This window comes from Neorhizobium sp. T25_13, assembly GCF_002968675.1.
GTDB lineage: Bacteria > Pseudomonadota > Alphaproteobacteria > Rhizobiales > Rhizobiaceae > Neorhizobium > Neorhizobium tomejilense.
Genome location: NZ_PVBI01000004.1, coordinates 131,249 through 147,295, shown reverse-complemented (window position 1 = coordinate 147,295; position 16,047 = coordinate 131,249). Strand labels below are relative to the sequence as shown.

Genomic DNA, 16,047 nt, shown 5'->3' with positions numbered 1-16,047 from the left:
GAGACAAGCATGTCTACAGATCATCACCACGATCACCATCACGACCACGACCACGATCACGACAACCGCTACAGCGACATGCAGGCGCGCGTAAAAGCGCTCGAAACGGTGCTGACCGACAAGGGGCTGATCGATCCGAAGGCGATCGATGCGATCGTCGAGACCTATGAGACGAAGATCGGCCCGCGCAACGGCGCCCGGGTGGTCGCCAAGGCCTGGAGCGACGCCGATTTTGCCGAATGGCTGAGAACCGATGCGACCGCGGCGATCGCAAGCCTTGGGTTTACCGGCCGGCAGGGTGAGCATATGCGGGCGGTTTTCAACACGCCGGACACCCATAACCTCGTCGTCTGCACGCTCTGCTCCTGTTACCCGTGGGCGGTACTCGGGCTGCCGCCGGTCTGGTACAAGGCGCCAGCCTATCGCTCGCGCGCCGTCATCGACCCGCGCGGCGTGCTTGCCGAGTTCGGCCTGGTCCTGCCGGAGGCCAAGAAAATCCGCGTCTGGGATTCGACCGCCGAACTGCGCTATCTGGTGATCCCCGAAAGGCCCGAAGGCACAGAAGGTCTCGGCGAGGAGGCGCTTGCCGACCTCGTCAGCCGCGACGCGATGATCGGCACGGCGATTGCGGGGCCGCGGCCATGAACGGGCCACATGATCTCGGCGGGCAGATGGGTTTCGGGCCGGTGGCGCCGGAAAAGGACGAGCCGTATTTCCATGCCGAGTGGGAAAAGCGAGCGCTGGGACTGACGCTGTCCGGCGGCGCTCTCGGTGGCTGGACGATCGACGAAAGCCGGCATGCGCGCGAAAATATTCCGCCGGCGGCGTATCTGGGCGCGAGTTATTACGAGATCTGGATACGGGCGCTGGAAGTGCTGCTCGAACGCCATGGTTTTGCGGCGCGGGCGGAAATCGATGCGGGTCGCAAGCAGATGGAGCCGGCGACGCCAAAACGCATCCTGAAGGCGGAGATGGTGGCGGGCGTGCTTGCCAAGGGCGGACCGTGCGACCGGCCCGTCGAGACGGAACCGCAGTTCCAACCGGGCGACCGGGTGCGGACCCGCAATTTCAATCCGGAGACACATACGCGGCTGCCGCGTTATGCCCGCGCCAAGACCGGTGTCGTCGAGGCCGTGCAGGGCTCCTTTGTGTTTCCCGACGACAATGCGCATGGCAAGGGCGAGAACCCGCAATGGGTCTATACGATCGTGTTCGACGGGCCAGAAATCTGGGGCGAGGGCGCCGACCCGACGCTGACGGTCTCGATCGATGCCTGGGAGAGTTATCTTGAGCGCATGTGAGGTCCCCTCGGCATTGGTGCAGTCACCCGGATTGCCGAAGTCACCGGAGGGTGATCCGGTGTTTCCGGAGCCCTGGGCGGCGGAAGCCTTCGCGATGACCGTGCATCTGCACGAGCGCGGCCTGTTCAGCTGGGGCGAATGGGCCGAAGCGCTTTCAGGCGAGGTCCACACGCCTGGCCGGGCCGATGACGGCAGCGATTATTTCGACTGCTGGGTGGCGGCTCTCTCCGGCCTGCTGGTCGGCAAGGGTATTGCCGACGGCGAGACGATCCTCAAGCTTCAACAGAGCTGGCAGCGGGCAGCGGAGGCGACGCCGCATGGCCGGCCGATCGAGTTGGCCAACGATCCGCTGCGCTGAAGATCAGCTCGGAAATTGGCGGTAACATTCCTCGGCGACCCGGCGCAGCATGTCGCGGGAGATTTCGCCGGTGACGGCATATCCGAGTTCGCCGTCGATCCAGTAGAAGGTCTCGACGGTGCTGGCGGAGGCGAACCGAAAACTGGTCGTGCGGTTTTCCTTGTTGCGGCCGACGAGCACGGTCAGGCGCTGGCCCGTCTGGTCCTCGTACATGAACAGCGCGCCGGGCTTGCCGCCGACCGGCAGGAGGCGGCCGCCGACCAGCTTAAAACCTTGTCCCTGCAGGTTCGGCACCTTGAGATTGGCGATCGACAGCCGCTTGCCAAGCCAGTTGGCGAGATGCGTCTCCTCGTTGGCGAAGACTTCGACCGGATGGCGCACCTCGCTTGCATAAACGAGAAAGGCGTTGCGAGCCTCGCGCGGCAGGACTTCGGTAGCGGCAAGCTGGATATCCGCGCGTTCCAACAGCAGCGCGCCATAATGGCCTCCGAGCGCGCCGGCCGCGAAGATCACGACCGCGGCGGCTGCCAGCGCGAAGCGGCGGGACGGCCGGGTGCTGGTGCGCGCCAGACCGCCCGTGAGAAGCTGGATATCGGTGGGTTTCGATCTTTCATGACCGGCGAAGGCGGCGCGCAACTCGTCGTTCTGCTCCTGCCAGTCGGCCACCATCTGTGCGGCGTCTGGGTTTTCGGCCAGAAAATCCTGCACGCGAGCGCGGTCGGCCTCGTCCAGGAAGCCGTCGGCATAGGCGTGCAGTTCCGCTTCGGTTACGGATCTGGCTTCGGTCATCGTGGTCTCCGCAATGGTATGACGTTTTCCTCCCGCATTTTTTCCCGCAAGGCCTGGCGCGCCCGAGACAGGCGCGACATCACCGTGCCGACTGGAATCTCCAGCATCTCGGCGACTTCCTGATAGGCGTAACCTTCGACGACGACCAGCATCAGCACCGCGCGCGCCTCCTTCGGCAGCGTCTCCAGCGCCTGCACGAGCCGGTTCTTTTCCAGAGGATCGTCGGCACCCGTACTTGCAACCAGGCTCTCGGCCTCCTCTATGCCGACGGACGGGCGCCGCGCGATCGACCGCCGCGCGTTGAGGTGAAGATTGGTCATGATCCTGTAGGCCCAGGACTTGAAATTCGCGCCGCGCCATTGGCCGCGGCTGACCAGCGCCTTTTCGACGCAATCCTGCAACAGGTCCTCGCTCTCTGTGTCCGAGCGCGTCAGGCTGCGCGAATAGCGCCTGAGCGAGGGCAGGAGGGCAAGGATCTGCGCCTCGAAGGAAAGCGGCGCGGGAGCCTGTGCCTCACGCGCCGTTCCGGAAGTGGATTGATCAGGGCTTTGCGACATCCCAAACGCCGTTCACGCCGTCACCGGTGGTGTCGCCTTCCTTGGTGTCCTTGACCCAGTAATAGAGCGGCATGCCATCCTTCGCCCACTGCTTGGCCCCGTCCTTGCGGGTCACGATGGAGTATGCACCATCGGCCTTCGCATCGGAAGCGGCCATGACCGGCGGCCAGTTGGTGGCGCACTTGTCGTAGCAGTTGGAAGTACCTGGCTTGTCGTTCTTGAAGGTGTAGAGCGTCATGCCCTTTTCGCCGACGAGGACTTCGCCCTTGGTCGAGGTCTTGACGGTCTTGAACGGGCCGGCGGCAAAGGCCACCGAGGTCAGTGCTGCGAGCGCGAAAGGCACGAGAATGAAGGTTTTCATGGATCGTCTCCCTGGTTGATGGCGGCCTCACGTCGGCCACCGAAGTCAAGACACCGGGCGTGGCGGATTTATTCCGTCGGTGCCAAAGATTTTTCCGAGAAAATTACGCTTAGCTATTGAGCTAAGTATTTTAATTTGATACTTAGCCTGATGGAAAACTATTCAAGCGAACTCGACGGCCTGTTCCAGGCGCTTGCAGATCCGACCCGCCGGGCGGTTCTGTTGCGGCTCGGTGACGGATCGGCCAGCATCAGCGATCTCGCGGAACCGTTTGACATGGCGCTGCCCTCGTTCATGAAACATGTGCGTTTCCTGGAGGAGAGCGGCCTGATCCGCACGCAGAAACAGGGCCGGGTGCGGACATGCACGCTGGAGCGGGCACGGTTCGCGATGCTGGAGAACTGGCTTTCCGAACAGCGGGCGATCTGGGAAGCCCGTACCGACAGGCTGGAGCAATTGGTTCTGGCGAAACAGGAATTCCTTCGGCACGAACAGAAACGGGAGACAGGCAGATGACGCAGACGTTCAATCCGGATCTCGACCTCACCATTTCGCGGTTGATCAAGGCGCCGCGCTCGGCTGTGTGGAATGCCTGGACAGACAAGGCGAGTTTCGAGCAGTGGTGGATCCCGGCGCCGGCGCTCTGCAGGGTCGCGGCGATGGACATTTGCCCGGGCGGCGCTTTCGAGACGCAGATGAGCGAGAACGGCGGCGATTTCGGTCCGCATCTCAGCGCCTGTTTTCTGGCCGCCGACGACCAGGAGAGGATCGTCTTCACCAATGCGCTGACCGGCGGCTGGCGGCCGGCCGAACAGCCGTTCATGACCGCGATCATCACCTTCAAGGATCATCCGCAGGGCACAGAATATCTGGCGCATGTCATGCACAAGAGCCCGGAGGACCGCAAGATGCATGACGAGCTGGGCTTTTTCGACGGTTGGGGCACGGTGATCGAGCAGCTGGCGAAGCTGGTCGAGCGGCAGCACTGAGGGTTCAGAACAGCGGGATATCCGGCTTGGTCAGCATCAGCCAGAAGATGGCGATGACCGCGAAGAAGGCCGGGAAGCCGCAGGCAAACCAGATCCGGTAGAGCCGGTACCATTCTGGCGGCAGCGGCGCGGAGTCTTCGCAGGCGATGCGGGCGATATCGCGCATCCTGATCTGGATCCAGACCACCGGCAGCCAGAACAATCCCGTCACCACGTAGAGAATAAGCGACAAGGCGACCCAGCCATCCGTCAGCGACCAGCCGATGCTCCTTGCCAGCAGGTAGCCGGTGACCGGCTGCAGGACGACGGCGGTGGCCGTGAAGACGGTATCGGCCAGCACGACCGTGCCGGCGGTGTGGGCGATCAGTTTCGAATCTTCCGTCCGCCGGGCGATGACCATGAAAAAGGCGATGCCGGCGCCGGTTCCGAGCAGTACCGTTGCGCCAATCACATGCAGGAGCCTCAACAGGCTTTCGGCGTCCATCAGCGTTCGTCCAGAATGGCGAGGGAGACGAGAGTGAGTGCGATCGACGGCAGGACTTTCACGAGGACCCCCAGCGGATCGAGCCAGAGCTGCGGCGCGAGGAGTGTGCCGCCGGCCAGATAGGCGAGGCTGGTGAGGATCATCCCGAAGATCGCCTTGCGGGCATGGGGGCGGACGAGGACGGCGGACCCGAGCAGGATATCGAGGAGACATGTCGCGACCGTTGTCGCCATGGCAAAGAAACCCGGCACGACGGGCGGAAATTGGGCTGCCGCGGCGCTCAGGTCGAGCAGCGGGATCAGGCCGGACAACAGCCAGAACAGCGACAGCGTCAGAATGATTGCAGGTTTCAGGAGATAGAGCCGCGCGAACCAGAGATCCTGGACGCCGCTCGGATGGGCGGCGAGGGTCTCTGCCGCGTCTGCCAGGACGAGGCCGACCGGTTTCGGCCTCAGGCTCCTGACGCCTTCCGACATCACCGTCATCGCCGTCGAGCGAAGCGGAGAACGCCAGCCGAGTCGTCCGGCGATGTCAGCGGCCCAGGTGACGGGTTTCGCAAGCGCTGCTGGCAATGCAATGGCGGCCGCCGCGGGCAGGCCAAGCCAGGTGCGGTGAAGCTTCACGAGGTCAGACAAGGTCAGGGTCCTGTCGGCGGCGAGATCGAGATCGCTGCCGGCCGGGATAGTGCCGTCGACCGCAAGGGAAACGGCGGCGGCGACGTCGTCGAGCGAGACGGTTTCGATCGGACTTTCCGCATGGATGAGCGGCAGCAGGCCGGGAAGGCTCGCGAGCGATCGGAGAAGCGCCGTGCCGCCATGGGCATTGCGGCCGATGACGAGCGCCGGCCGCAGGATGACGAACGGGAGGCTGCTTGCCGCAAGCGCCTCGTCTGCATGGCGTTTAGTGGCGAGGAAGGGCAGGTCGGCGGCTGCGCCATCCGTGCGGGCGGAGATCTGCACGATACGTCTGCCGCCGAGCGCCCGTGCCGCTTCGTAGAGCGACAGCATCGCCTTTTCCTGGGTGGCCGCAAGATCATCCGAAAGACCGTCCTGTAGCGCGCCGGCACAATTGACGACGACATCCTGGTCCTCGATCAGCGGACCCCAGGCGGCGACAGACAGTTGCGCGAGATCGGCCTCTATCCACTCGGCTGCGGGCCATTTCAGGCGGGCTTTGTCCGGGTCTCGCCCGAGCCCGGTTATCCGATGGCCCTCGGCGGCAAGCCTTTGCAGGATCGCCGAGCCGATAAAGCCGGTTGCGCCGAGAATCAGGATCTTCATGCCGTGATCATAGGGGGCGATGATGAGAACTGAACAGCGGCAATTCACCCCGGCGGGCAGACGGAGGAAGGTTGTCGCCCGCCTCTGGAAGACCGGCGACGGCGCTCATCCCGGTCTTTGATTCATCTTTCGTTCTTTTTCGGTTGCGCTTGGCTGCAGAATCCTGCCAAGTCCCGTCATGCAATTTGCACCGCAACAGGACGAGGCCCTCAAGGCCGTTTCACAATGGCTGAAAGAGGGCCGCGGCCAGGTCTTCCGGCTGTTCGGTTATGCGGGCACCGGCAAGACTACGCTTGCCAAACATTTCGCCGAAAATGTCGATGGCGAGGTGCTATTTGCGGCCTTCACCGGCAAGGCGGCGCAGGTTCTTCGCTCCCGCGGGGCGCGCAACGCGAAAACCATCCACTCGCTGATCTACAGGCCGCGCGGCGAGGAAGCGGTCGAGGACGATGCCGGCAAGACCTCGATCGCGCCGATGTTCTCGATCAACCGCCAGAGCCCGGTCGCCAAGGCGGCGCTGATCATCATCGACGAATGCTCGATGGTGGACGAGGCGCTCGGCAAGGACCTGATGAGCTTCGGTACGCCGATCCTGGTGCTCGGCGATCCCGGCCAGCTACCGCCGGTGACCGGCGGCGGTTTCTTCACCGAACAGGAGCCGGATTACCTGCTGACGGATATCCACCGCCAGGCGCGCGACAACCCGATCATCCAGCTGGCGATGAACGTGCGCGAGGGCAAGGAGATCATGTATGGCGACTATGGCACGGCGAAAGTGATTTCACGCAACGAGGTGACGCAGCCGCTGGTGATGGAGGCGGACCAGGTTCTGGTCGGCACCAACAAGACCCGCAAGCGCTACAATCAGCGGCTTCGGGAACTGAAAGGGTTTACCGCCGACTATCCGCAATCCGGCGACAAGCTGGTCTGCCTGCGCAACGACCCGGCCAAGGGGCTGCTCAACGGCTCGCTCTGGCAGGTGATGAGTTCGTCGCGCGAAACGGTGAAACCCGGCATCAACCTGATGATCCGGCCGGAAGACGACGACATGGATCGCGGTGCGGCCAAGATCAAGCTTCTGAAACAGGCGTTCGAAGAGCAGGAAGGGGAAATCCCCTGGACGACCCGCAAGCGTTACGACGAGTTCGATTACGGCTACGCGCTGACCGTTCACAAGGCGCAGGGGTCGCAGTGGAACAACGTCGTTCTGTTCGATGAGAGCTGGGCGTTTCGCGACAGCCGGGAGCGCTGGCTTTATACCGCCATCACGCGCGCGGCCGAGACTCTGACGATTGTCCGCTAAAGAAGCCGATCAGTTCGGCACGAAACCGAGCAGCATCGCCTTGGCGACGGCCTGAAAGCGGTTGGTGGCCTGGAATTTCTGGATGATGTCATCTTCCATCCGGCGCAGGTCCTCGAATTCGAGGTTGAGCGCGCGGGCAAGCCGTGGCGCCGAATAACCCTCTGCCATCAGCCCCAGGCACCGTTTCTCGATGTCACTGAGAACCAGGGACATGGGTTTTGGGGTGGCAAGCGCCTGGTCTTCCTCCTCGGCCACCAGCAGGCTTTCGATCTGCTGCATCTGCCGGCGGATATTGGAAATGTCGGACGTGAGCTCCCGTTTGCGGCGCGCCAGCATGTCGTGGAACATCTCGTCCGCTTCCGCCTCCGAGGTCGCGCCGGCAAGCTCTTCCATCAGTTCCTGGATGACCGCAACCGGAATACCGATCTCGCGGCAGGCATTGACGACCGCCATGCGGTGGATCTGAACCCTGTCATAGACCCGCATGCTGCCGGAGCGGCGGGCGGTGATAAGGCCCTTTTCCTCGTAGAAGTGAAGAGTGCGATGGGTGACGCCGAAGAGGTCCGCCATTTCGGCGATCGCCACGGGCTGGGTGGGCATTTCAAAAGGGAGTGAGACCTGGGGAAGATAAGGGAAATTGCGTGCTGCTCCCGCAAGGGGCGCGCTGTCGGTCCTGGCTTGCATGATATCGCTCTGCATCGAGTTCCCTTGCGCCTGAGTTAGGCGTCGTGGTCAGATATGCATCTACAGGTTGCGACTTTGCGCCGAACCTTCTGGATGGAACCTCGGTACTGAAAATGCGGACCCGATTAAAATGGATGGCAGAATTCGCTGTTCAAACCGTATTCCGCCGCCTTTTGGCCTGCTCAGCGAACTCTGTTAGATATACGTTACTTAAAATTTTAGGAAATGGTAGCCCCGGTTGCCTCGTGAATTCTCGTCCATCAAAACTCTTTATAGGTGCATTTTCCCAAACCTGGTGGCATTGCGAAGGCGCATGGCCTAAAAGCGGATCAACCTTTCAAAACCGGGTATTGCCATGCCGACCAAGCTTTCCGTGAACCTCAATGCCGTCGCCATGCTGCGCAACCGCCGCGATCTTCCCTGGCCGAGCGTCGAGGGGCTGGGGCGCATTGCGCTCCAAGCGGGTGCAGCCGGCCTGACGGTGCATCCGCGCCCCGACCAGCGCCATATCCGCTTTTCGGACCTGCCGGTTCTTCGGGCGCTGATCGACGACGAGTTTCCAGCGGCCGAATTCAATATCGAGGGATATCCGAGCGAAGATTTCCTGGCGCTCTGCGAAGCGACCCAACCGGAGCAGGTGACGCTGGTGCCGGACGATCCGACCCAGGCGACCTCCGACCATGGGTTCGATTTCCGTGCCACGGGTGAGATGCTGAAGCCGATCGTGGCGCGGCTCAAGAAGGGCGGCATGCGGGTGTCGCTGTTTGCCGATGGCGACGGCGATGTCGAGGCGGTAAAGCTTGCAAGGGCGACGGGCGCCGACCGCATCGAGCTCTATACCGGTCCTTATGGCGGCTGTTTCGAAAATCCGGAGCGCGGCGCTGAAATCCTTGAAAAACTCGGGCTGACGGCGGATGCGGCGCTTGCCGAAGGGCTCGGCGTCAATGGCGGCCACGACCTGACCGTCGCCAACCTGCCGGCATTGGTGAAGCGCATCCCCAAGCTCGCCGAGGTGTCGATCGGGCATGGGCTGACGGCGGATGCGCTCGAATACGGCATGGCGGAAACCGTGCGCCGCTTTCGCCGCGCCTGCGGCCAGGCTGTCTAGTTCGACGACGAAAGCTTCGCTTCGCAGAGGTCCAGCACCCAGGTCTGGCCGTTGCATTCCGGCCCGAACAGGTTGTGCTTTTCCTCCGCGACGAGCTTGAAGCCCGTGGTCTCGTAGATGCGGATCGCGGCCGTCAGGCAATCGTTGGTCCAGAGCGACAGCGTCTTATAACCGGCGAGCGTCGAGAACTTGATGCATTGCTCGACCAGCGTCCGGCCGAGACCGAGGCCACGGGCGGCCGGGTCGAGATAGAGGAGGCGCAGCTTGGCGGTATCGCCGCCGCCATCGGCCAGGACCACCGAACCGACACGCTTGCCGTCGCGTTCGGCGATCCAGCAGCGTTCGCGCTCGGGGTTGAAATTGGCGATGAACTTGCCGGCGACCTCGGCGACCAGCCCTTCGAACTTGTCGTTCCACCCGTATTCCCGCGCATAAGCGACCGCCTGAGCTTCGATGAGCCAGCCCATGTCGCCGATCCGGTGCGGACGGATGACGACCGGTGGGGAGGGGGCGGCCGATTGCGGATCGAGAATGGTGCGGATCGCCTGCATGGAGCCGATCAGCTTCTCATGGCCCATCTCGTTCACGTCCCTCAGATCCTTGGCGATCTGCTGGCGGGAGCGTTCGCCGAGCGTCTCGTATTCGGCTTGTCCCTTGTCGGTGACAACGAGGATCTGGCTACGTTTGTCCTCGGGATCCGGTTCGCTGTCGATGAAGCCCGCCTCGCGGAATTTCTTCAGCAGCCGGCTGAGATAGGCGGGATCGAGGCCGAGATCGCGGTTGAGTTCGGTTGCCGAAACCCGTTTGCGGGCGCCCATCTCGTACAGGATGCGCGCCTCGGTCAGCGTGTAATCTGTATCGAGATAGCCCTTGGCGAGAACGCCGAGCTTGTTTGTGTAGAAACGGTTGAAGGCGCGGACGGCGTCGAGAACAGCAGGATCGGTCATCGGCAGGATCTCCTCTTCGAAGATTCTGTCCAATATTTGCTTGACTGAGTCAAGTAAACTTATGCCGCTGCCTGTTTTGCCGACGACTGGCCGAGTGCGAAATCGACGGCAGCCGTGGCGTGGATGGCGGTGGAATCAACGCCAGGGAGCGGCAGGCTGGAGGGGTCGAGCAGGAGGCAGATTTCCGTGCAGCCGAGGATGATGCTGTCGGCACCTTCTGCCTTCGCCTTTTCGATCATGGCGATGGCCCGCGTGCGGGAGGTGTCGAGAACCGTGCCGGCACAGAGTTCGTTGAAGATGATGTCATGGATATCGGTGCGATCGTCGGCGTCCGGCACCATGACATCGACGCCGAGCATCTTCATCCGCTCGGTGTAGAAACCGTGCTCCATCGTGTAGCGGGTCGCAAGCAGGAGCGGGCGGTTCAGCCCTTTCGACGTCAATGCCCTGGCGGTCTCATCGATGACATGGATGAGCGGCACGTCGACCGCGGCCTGCACGTCCGGCGCGACGATGTGCATGGTGTTGGTGCAGATCAGCACGCATTCGGCGCCGGCCGCCTTCAGCCCGCGGGCGCTCCTGGCGAGGTGCTCGGCCGCCAGATCCCAGCGGCCGGCCTTTTGCATGTCGACGATTTCGGCAAAATTGACGGAATGGAGCAGGAGATCGGCCGACGCAAAACCACCGAGGCGTTCGCGCACCATTTCGTTGATCAGCCGATAATACACAGCCGTGCTTTCGAAACTCATCCCGCCAATCAGGCCGATCTTGCGCATTTTTTCTCCAAATGAAATGGAATTTGGTAACTCCATCTCATTATCGCGAAATTCGGAGAGCCGCAATCCGGCGAGATGCTAAGCGGCGAGGGCGGCCTTCTGGGTCTCGAAATAGGCGGCGAGCGTCTGCGGCTTCTGACCGGTCAGCGTCTCATAATCGCTGGTCACCTGTTCGAAATTGCCGGCGCGGATATTGGCATCCGCCGAGACCAGCATAGTTGCGACGAAGGCGGGCAGGCCGGCGCCGGCAAGACCCTGGGTCAGCTGCTCGTCGGTGACATCAACGACATCCAGCGGCTTGCCGGTGGCGGTTGATGCGCGGGTGGCGATTTCCACGGCCGTCAGGGATTCCGCGCCGGTGAGCGTCAGCGTGCGGCTGCCGGCCGGCGGATTGGCAAGGGCTCCGGCTGCAGCACGGGCGCAGTCGTCGCGGCTGATCGTGGTGATCTTGCCCGCACCCACGGACGTGTACCATTTGCCGACCTGAAGATTGTGCGGCATGCTCATCAGATAATTGTCGTGGTACCAGGAATTGCGCAGGATCGTGTAGGCGACGCCGCTCGCCTTGATGGCCTCTTCGGTGCCGAGATGATCCGGCGCGAACGTGACCAGCGACTTGTCCGGGTTGGGCATGGACGTATAGACGACGTGCTTCACGCCGGCCTTCTTGGCGGCGGAAACGGCGTTCCTGTGCTGCGTGATGCGCTTGCCGGGCGTCGCCAGCTCGTCGGTGGAGATGATCAACACGCGGTCGACGCCGGTGAATGCCTTCACGAGCCCGGCTTCGTCGTCGAAATCGGCTGCGCGGGTTTCCAGGCCGCTGGCGGCAAGGTCGGCGAGCTTGTTCGGATCACGGCTGGCAGCGACGATGTCGGCGGCAGCGACCTTGGAGGTCTCCATGAGGTGACGCAGGACTGCGCGGCCCAGATGGCCGGCGGCGCCGGTGACGAGAAGTTTGGTCATGCGGTTTCTTTCCTGGCAATGGCCGGCCTGCAGGCGCGGCGAAGAACGTTGGTCTCAAAAAGAGACTAGCACTAGAATAAGAATTGACTTCGATCTGTAAAGGAGGCAGTTTCGAGGGAGATCGTTACTTCAAGGGAACCAACTCCATGGCCCTCAATGCAAGCCGCAGGCCGGTCCTGGACGGCAAGGAATGCGATATGTCCGGCTGGGACATGGGTAACTGCCCGGTCCGGGACGTCCTTGACCGGATCGCCGGCAAATGGTCGACGCTGCTTCTCGGGGCCTTGGCGCGCCAGCCTTACCGCTTCGGCGAGCTTCGCCGGCTGGTGCCGGATATTTCGCAGCGGATGCTGACCCAGACGCTGCGCGACCTGCAGCGCGACGGTTATATCGAACGCGAAGTGTTTCCGACCAAGCCGCCGAGCGTCGAATACCGGATGACCGATCTCGGCCGTTCGCTCTTCGAGCCGCTTTCCAAGGTGCTGCTATGGGCGGAGGCCAATCATCCGTCAGTCAAGGCTGCGCGCGTGAAATACGACGAGAGCGAACTGGCTTGATGTGAAAAGGGTTCCGGTATGGCAGCCCGACATTCCCCAATACGGCCCGGCAACAACTAGACCTGACCTCGGTCAAATTCCAGCGCAGGCGGTCGAGCCACCTTTTTGTTGCGGCCAGACATAAGGCGTTTATCGCACTTCAATCATCTTGCTGTTATGAAGCGGCAAAATGCCTGAGAAGGAGAAACCCCTATGAGCCGTTCCTGCCTTGCCGTCATCCTCGCCGCCGGCGACAGCACGCGCATGAAATCGTCGATGTCGAAAGTGCTGCATCCGATCGCCGGCCGGCCGATGATTGCTCATGTCATGGCGGCGGTGGCATCGAGCGGCGTGACCGAGGCGGCTCTGGTGGTCGGCCGCGATGCGGACGGGGTTGCCAAGGCCGGCGCGGTCCATGGTGCTACGGTCGAGGCCTTCCTGCAGACCGAGCGCCGCGGCACAGGCCATGCGGTCCTGGCGGCGAAACAAGCCATTGCCCGCGGTTACGACGACATCCTGGTCGCCTATGGCGACGTCCCGCTGGTCACCTCGGCTCCCTTTGCCGAGGCGCGGGAAAAGCTGGCTGCCGGAGCCGATGTCGTGGTGATCGGTTTTCACACCGACAAGCCGACCGGCTATGGCCGGCTGCTGGTGGAAAACGGCGAGCTGATCGCCATCCGCGAGGAGAAGGATGCGACGGAGGACGAGCGCAAGGTCACTTGGTGCAATAGCGGGCTGATGGCGATCAACGGCCGCAAGGCACTGTCGCTTCTGGAGGGCATCACCAATCAAAACGCGAAGGGCGAATATTACCTGACCGATCTCGTCGAGATCGCCCGCGCGGCCGGCGGCAAGGTCGTGGCGGTCGATGCGCCGGAAACGGAGGTTGCCGGCTGCAACAACCGGGCCGAACTGGCCATGCTCGAAAAGCACTGGCAGGAACGCCGGCGCCATGAGTTGATGATCTCGGGCGTCAGCATGATCGCGCCGGAAACCGTCTTCCTGTCCTATGATACGCAGATCGGCCAGGATGCGCTGATCGAGCCGAACGTCGTTTTCGGCCCAGGCGTCAGGATCGACAGCGGCGCGGTGATCCACGCCTTTTCCCATATCGAGGGTGCGCATGTGAGCGGCGGCGCAACGGTCGGACCTTTCGCGCGGCTCCGCCCTGGGGCTGATCTCGCCATAGGCTCCAAGGTCGGCAATTTCTGCGAGGTCAAGAATGCCAGGATCGACGAGGGGGCCAAGGTCAACCACCTGACCTATATCGGCGACGCATTCGTCGGCGCCCATTCCAATATCGGCGCCGGCACGATCACCTGCAACTATGACGGCGTCAACAAGCACGAGACCCGCATCGGCGCCAATGCCTTTGTCGGTTCGAACTCGTCGCTCGTTGCACCCGTCTCGATCGGCGACGGTGCCTATGTCGCCTCGGGAAGTGTCATCACCGAGAATGTCCCGGCCGATGCGCTGGCGCTTGGCCGTGCCCGCCAGGAGGTGAAGCCGGAGCGCGCGAAAATCCTCCGGGAGCGGGCGCTCGCCCTGAAGGCCGCCCGCAAGGCGCAAAAGTAGCGCGGCTATTAACATTTGCGCGTTACTTTCCGACATCGAAAGTGACCGGCGGGCCGATTGCGCAAAACCAGCAATCGGCTAGGAGTTCGCGCGGGTTCCACGAAGCGGAGAGGGTCGTTCATGTGCGGAATTGTCGGGATCGTCGGAAATTCGCCGGTGGCGGCGCGTCTGGTCGATGCGTTGCGAAGGCTCGAATACCGCGGTTATGATTCCGCCGGCGTGGCGACCATCCACGAGGGCCGCATGGATCGCCGCCGCGCCGAAGGAAAACTCTTCAATCTCGAAAAGCGGCTCGACGCCGAGCCGCTGCCCGGCACGATCGGCATCGCCCACACCCGCTGGGCGACCCACGGCGTTCCGAACGAGACCAATGCCCATCCGCATTTCGTCGATGGGGTCGCCGTCGTCCACAACGGCATCATCGAGAACTTCTCCGAGCTGAAGGACGAGCTGCTGGCCGAAGGGGCGGTCTTCGAAAGCCAGACCGACACGGAAGTCGTGGCACACCTGCTCGCCAAATACACCCGCCAGGGCCTCGACCATCGCGCCGCCATGCTGGCGACGCTGAACCGCGTTGCCGGCGCCTATGCGCTGGTGGTGATGTTCGAGGACGACCCGGGCACGATCATGGCCGCCCGTTTCGGACCGCCGCTCGCGATCGGCCACGGCCGCGGCGAAATGTTCCTGGGGTCGGACGCGATCGCGCTGTCGCCGTTCACCAATGAAATCACCTATTTGGTTGACGGCGACTGCGCCGTCATGACCCACAAGGGCGCCGAGATCATCGACTACGACGGCAAGCCGGTGACGCGGCAGAGCCAAATTTCCCAGGCATCGGCCTTCATGGTCGACAAGGGCAACCACCGCCATTTCATGGAGAAGGAAATCTATGAGCAGCCGGAGATCATCTCCCATGCGCTCAGCCACTATATCGATTTCGGCGCCCATACGGTGAAGGCGAACGACACGGCGATCGACTTCGGCAAGGTCTCGGGCCTGGCGATCGCTGCCTGTGGCACGGCCTATCTGTCCGGCCTGATCGGCAAATACTGGTTCGAGCGTTATGCGCGCCTGCCGGTCGAAATCGACGTCGCCTCCGAATTCCGCTACCGCGAACTGCCGCTGTCGCCGTCCCAGGCGGCGCTGTTCATCTCGCAGTCGGGCGAAACCGCCGATACGCTCGCGTCGCTGCGCTACTGCAAGGACAACGGCCTCAAGATCGGCGCGGTGGTCAATGTCAGGGAATCGACCATCGCCCGCGAATCGGACGCGATCTTCCCGATCCTCGCCGGCCCGGAAATCGGCGTTGCCTCCACCAAGGCCTTTACCTGCCAGCTTGCGGTCCTCGCCGCGCTCGCGATCGGTGCAGGCCGCGCCCGCGGCACGGTGACGGCGGGCGACGAGAAGGCGATGGTGAAGCACCTCGCCGAAATGCCGCGGATCATGAGCCGGGTGCTGAACGACATCCAGCCGCAGATCGAGTCGCTGTCGCGCGAGCTGTCGCGCTTCAAGGACGTGCTGTATCTCGGCCGAGGCACCAGTTTTCCGCTTGCCATGGAAGGCGCGCTGAAGCTCAAGGAGATCTCCTACATCCATGCGGAAGGTTATGCCGCAGGCGAACTGAAGCACGGGCCCATCGCGCTGATCGACGAGCACATGCCGGTGATCGTCATCGCGCCGCATGACCGCTTCTTCGAAAAGACCGTTTCCAACATGCAGGAAGTGGCGGCGCGCGGCGGCAAGATCATCTTCATCACCGACGAGAAGGGTGCTGCGGCCTCCAAGCTTCCCACCATGGCGACGATCGCATTGCCGAATGTCGACGAGATCATCGCGCCGATGATCTTCTCGCTGCCGATCCAGCTGCTTGCCTATCATACGGCGGTGTTCATGGGGACCGATGTCGATCAGCCGCGCAATCTGGCAAAATCCGTCACGGTGGAGTGATATCCTCCGGCTTTTCCTTGCATCGCAACATTGCATCCGGCATTGTCGCATCAATGATTGCGGCAATGCTTAGGGTATGCAGGGAAACA

19 protein-coding genes are annotated in these 16,047 nt (G+C 62.7%); 10 read left to right on the top strand and 9 right to left on the bottom strand.

Annotation, left to right across the window (positions count from 1 at the left end):
- Positions 1-9: 9 nt before the first annotated feature.
- From nthA to C5J22_RS10900, 3 genes are read left to right on the top strand one after another with little or no spacing between them, the layout of a single operon-like run.
- Entirely contained in the window at positions 10-645 is a 636-nt protein-coding gene (gene nthA / locus C5J22_RS10910) for a nitrile hydratase subunit alpha (RefSeq protein WP_105438246.1), read from the top strand.
- Positions 642-1,301 (top strand): nitrile hydratase subunit beta, encoded by a 660-nt coding sequence (nthB, locus tag C5J22_RS10905; RefSeq protein WP_105438245.1) that lies wholly within the window; start codon positions 642-644, stop codon positions 1,299-1,301. Before nthA ends, nthB begins: the two co-directional genes overlap by 4 nt.
- Positions 1,288-1,659, top strand: a complete 372-nt coding sequence (locus C5J22_RS10900; RefSeq protein WP_105438244.1) for a nitrile hydratase accessory protein — start codon at positions 1,288-1,290, stop codon at positions 1,657-1,659. The genes nthB and C5J22_RS10900 overlap by 14 nt, the downstream gene beginning before the upstream one ends.
- A 3-nt stretch (positions 1,660-1,662) precedes the next feature.
- Here C5J22_RS10900 and C5J22_RS10895 read toward each other — a convergent pair whose 3' ends face one another.
- Genes C5J22_RS10895 through C5J22_RS10885 form a run of 3 tightly spaced genes read right to left on the bottom strand, consistent with a single transcriptional unit; the run spans position 1,663 to position 3,366 of the window.
- Entirely contained in the window at positions 1,663-2,448 is a 786-nt protein-coding gene (locus C5J22_RS10895) for an anti-sigma factor (RefSeq protein WP_105438243.1), read from the bottom strand.
- Entirely contained in the window at positions 2,445-3,005 is a 561-nt protein-coding gene (locus C5J22_RS10890; RefSeq protein ID WP_105438242.1) for an RNA polymerase sigma factor, read from the bottom strand. The genes C5J22_RS10895 and C5J22_RS10890 overlap by 4 nt, the downstream gene beginning before the upstream one ends.
- The gene (locus tag C5J22_RS10885; protein ID WP_105400834.1) at positions 2,989-3,366 is read right to left on the bottom strand and encodes a hypothetical protein; all 378 of its coding nucleotides are present in this window, start codon (positions 3,364-3,366) and stop codon (positions 2,989-2,991) included. Before C5J22_RS10885 ends, C5J22_RS10890 begins: the two co-directional genes overlap by 17 nt.
- 150 nt (positions 3,367-3,516) lie before the next feature.
- On the opposite strand from C5J22_RS10885, the gene C5J22_RS10880 reads away from it, so the two are divergent.
- Together C5J22_RS10880 and C5J22_RS10875 are read left to right on the top strand one after the other, a co-directional pair.
- The gene (locus C5J22_RS10880; protein ID WP_105438241.1) at positions 3,517-3,882 is read left to right on the top strand and encodes a helix-turn-helix transcriptional regulator; all 366 of its coding nucleotides are present in this window, start codon (positions 3,517-3,519) and stop codon (positions 3,880-3,882) included.
- Positions 3,879-4,355: an SRPBCC family protein gene (locus C5J22_RS10875; protein ID WP_105438240.1), complete on the top strand. Its 477-nt coding sequence runs from the start codon at positions 3,879-3,881 to the stop codon at positions 4,353-4,355. The genes C5J22_RS10880 and C5J22_RS10875 overlap by 4 nt, the downstream gene beginning before the upstream one ends.
- A gap of 4 nt (positions 4,356-4,359) precedes the next feature.
- Here the strand turns inward: C5J22_RS10875 and C5J22_RS10870 are convergent, their stop codons facing one another.
- Together C5J22_RS10870 and C5J22_RS10865 are read right to left on the bottom strand one after the other, a co-directional pair.
- The gene (locus tag C5J22_RS10870) at positions 4,360-4,839 is read right to left on the bottom strand and encodes a DUF2269 domain-containing protein (RefSeq protein WP_105438239.1); all 480 of its coding nucleotides are present in this window, start codon (positions 4,837-4,839) and stop codon (positions 4,360-4,362) included.
- Positions 4,839-6,119, bottom strand: coding sequence for an SDR family oxidoreductase (locus C5J22_RS10865; protein ID WP_105438238.1), 1,281 nt, complete (start codon positions 6,117-6,119; stop codon positions 4,839-4,841). The genes C5J22_RS10870 and C5J22_RS10865 overlap by 1 nt, the downstream gene beginning before the upstream one ends.
- A 178-nt stretch (positions 6,120-6,297) precedes the next feature.
- Here C5J22_RS10865 and C5J22_RS10860 point away from each other — a divergent pair, with 178 nt between their 5' ends.
- Entirely contained in the window at positions 6,298-7,422 is a 1,125-nt protein-coding gene (locus tag C5J22_RS10860; protein ID WP_046633654.1) for an ATP-dependent RecD-like DNA helicase, read from the top strand.
- 9 nt (positions 7,423-7,431) lie between these two features.
- Here C5J22_RS10860 and C5J22_RS10855 read toward each other — a convergent pair whose 3' ends face one another.
- Positions 7,432-8,121, bottom strand: coding sequence for a MerR family transcriptional regulator (locus C5J22_RS10855; RefSeq protein ID WP_105438237.1), 690 nt, complete (start codon positions 8,119-8,121; stop codon positions 7,432-7,434).
- A gap of 340 nt (positions 8,122-8,461) precedes the next feature.
- Between C5J22_RS10855 and C5J22_RS10850 the strand changes: the two genes are divergently transcribed.
- On the top strand, positions 8,462-9,214 hold the full coding sequence (locus tag C5J22_RS10850) for a pyridoxine 5'-phosphate synthase (protein ID WP_105438236.1): 753 nt from the start codon (positions 8,462-8,464) through the stop codon (positions 9,212-9,214).
- On the opposite strand, the gene C5J22_RS10845 is transcribed toward C5J22_RS10850, so the two are convergent.
- The 3 genes from C5J22_RS10845 to C5J22_RS10835 form a co-directional block, all read right to left on the bottom strand.
- Positions 9,211-10,161 (bottom strand): helix-turn-helix domain-containing GNAT family N-acetyltransferase, encoded by a 951-nt coding sequence (locus C5J22_RS10845; RefSeq protein WP_105438505.1) that lies wholly within the window; start codon positions 10,159-10,161, stop codon positions 9,211-9,213. The genes C5J22_RS10850 and C5J22_RS10845 overlap by 4 nt on opposite strands.
- A 59-nt stretch (positions 10,162-10,220) precedes the next feature.
- Positions 10,221-10,937 carry an aspartate/glutamate racemase family protein gene (locus C5J22_RS10840; protein WP_105438235.1) on the bottom strand — a complete coding sequence of 239 codons (717 nt, stop codon included), beginning with the start codon at positions 10,935-10,937 and terminating at the stop codon, positions 10,221-10,223.
- Positions 10,938-11,015: 78 nt separating this feature from the next.
- The gene (locus tag C5J22_RS10835; protein ID WP_105438234.1) at positions 11,016-11,900 is read right to left on the bottom strand and encodes an SDR family oxidoreductase; all 885 of its coding nucleotides are present in this window, start codon (positions 11,898-11,900) and stop codon (positions 11,016-11,018) included.
- A gap of 146 nt (positions 11,901-12,046) precedes the next feature.
- Here C5J22_RS10835 and C5J22_RS10830 point away from each other — a divergent pair, with 146 nt between their 5' ends.
- The 3 genes from C5J22_RS10830 (at position 12,047) to glmS (ending at position 15,958) form a co-directional block, all read left to right on the top strand.
- Positions 12,047-12,457: a helix-turn-helix domain-containing protein gene (locus C5J22_RS10830; RefSeq protein ID WP_105438233.1), complete on the top strand. Its 411-nt coding sequence runs from the start codon at positions 12,047-12,049 to the stop codon at positions 12,455-12,457.
- Between the two features lie 192 nt (positions 12,458-12,649).
- Entirely contained in the window at positions 12,650-14,011 is a 1,362-nt protein-coding gene (gene glmU / locus C5J22_RS10825; RefSeq protein WP_105438232.1) for a bifunctional UDP-N-acetylglucosamine diphosphorylase/glucosamine-1-phosphate N-acetyltransferase GlmU, read from the top strand.
- A gap of 120 nt (positions 14,012-14,131) precedes the next feature.
- Positions 14,132-15,958 carry a glutamine--fructose-6-phosphate transaminase (isomerizing) gene (gene glmS, locus C5J22_RS10820; RefSeq protein ID WP_105438231.1) on the top strand — a complete coding sequence of 609 codons (1,827 nt, stop codon included), beginning with the start codon at positions 14,132-14,134 and terminating at the stop codon, positions 15,956-15,958.
- Positions 15,959-16,047 lie beyond the last annotated feature (89 nt).

Bases quoted from the DNA above. Each gene is read 5' to 3' on its own strand.
- glmS (WP_105438231.1), top strand. From the start codon at position 14,132: ATGTGCGGAATTGTCGGGATCGTCGGAAATTCGCCGGTGGCGGCGCGT.
- C5J22_RS10840 (WP_105438235.1), bottom strand. From the start codon at position 10,937: ATGCGCAAGATCGGCCTGATTGGCGGGATGAGTTTCGAAAGCACGGCT.
- nthB (WP_105438245.1), top strand. From the start codon at position 642: ATGAACGGGCCACATGATCTCGGCGGGCAGATGGGTTTCGGGCCGGTG.
- C5J22_RS10830 (WP_105438233.1), top strand. From the start codon at position 12,047: ATGGCCCTCAATGCAAGCCGCAGGCCGGTCCTGGACGGCAAGGAATGC.
- C5J22_RS10870 (WP_105438239.1), bottom strand. From the start codon at position 4,839: ATGGACGCCGAAAGCCTGTTGAGGCTCCTGCATGTGATTGGCGCAACG.
- C5J22_RS10865 (WP_105438238.1), bottom strand. From the start codon at position 6,119: ATGAAGATCCTGATTCTCGGCGCAACCGGCTTTATCGGCTCGGCGATC.
- C5J22_RS10895 (WP_105438243.1), bottom strand. From the start codon at position 2,448: ATGACCGAAGCCAGATCCGTAACCGAAGCGGAACTGCACGCCTATGCC.
- C5J22_RS10890 (WP_105438242.1), bottom strand. From the start codon at position 3,005: ATGTCGCAAAGCCCTGATCAATCCACTTCCGGAACGGCGCGTGAGGCA.
- C5J22_RS10850 (WP_105438236.1), top strand. From the start codon at position 8,462: ATGCCGACCAAGCTTTCCGTGAACCTCAATGCCGTCGCCATGCTGCGC.
- C5J22_RS10855 (WP_105438237.1), bottom strand. From the start codon at position 8,121: ATGCAGAGCGATATCATGCAAGCCAGGACCGACAGCGCGCCCCTTGCG.
- C5J22_RS10875 (WP_105438240.1), top strand. From the start codon at position 3,879: ATGACGCAGACGTTCAATCCGGATCTCGACCTCACCATTTCGCGGTTG.
- C5J22_RS10845 (WP_105438505.1), bottom strand. From the start codon at position 10,161: ATGACCGATCCTGCTGTTCTCGACGCCGTCCGCGCCTTCAACCGTTTC.
- C5J22_RS10880 (WP_105438241.1), top strand. From the start codon at position 3,517: ATGGAAAACTATTCAAGCGAACTCGACGGCCTGTTCCAGGCGCTTGCA.
- C5J22_RS10860 (WP_046633654.1), top strand. From the start codon at position 6,298: ATGCAATTTGCACCGCAACAGGACGAGGCCCTCAAGGCCGTTTCACAA.
- glmU (WP_105438232.1), top strand. From the start codon at position 12,650: ATGAGCCGTTCCTGCCTTGCCGTCATCCTCGCCGCCGGCGACAGCACG.
- nthA (WP_105438246.1), top strand. From the start codon at position 10: ATGTCTACAGATCATCACCACGATCACCATCACGACCACGACCACGAT.
- C5J22_RS10885 (WP_105400834.1), bottom strand. From the start codon at position 3,366: ATGAAAACCTTCATTCTCGTGCCTTTCGCGCTCGCAGCACTGACCTCG.
- C5J22_RS10835 (WP_105438234.1), bottom strand. From the start codon at position 11,900: ATGACCAAACTTCTCGTCACCGGCGCCGCCGGCCATCTGGGCCGCGCA.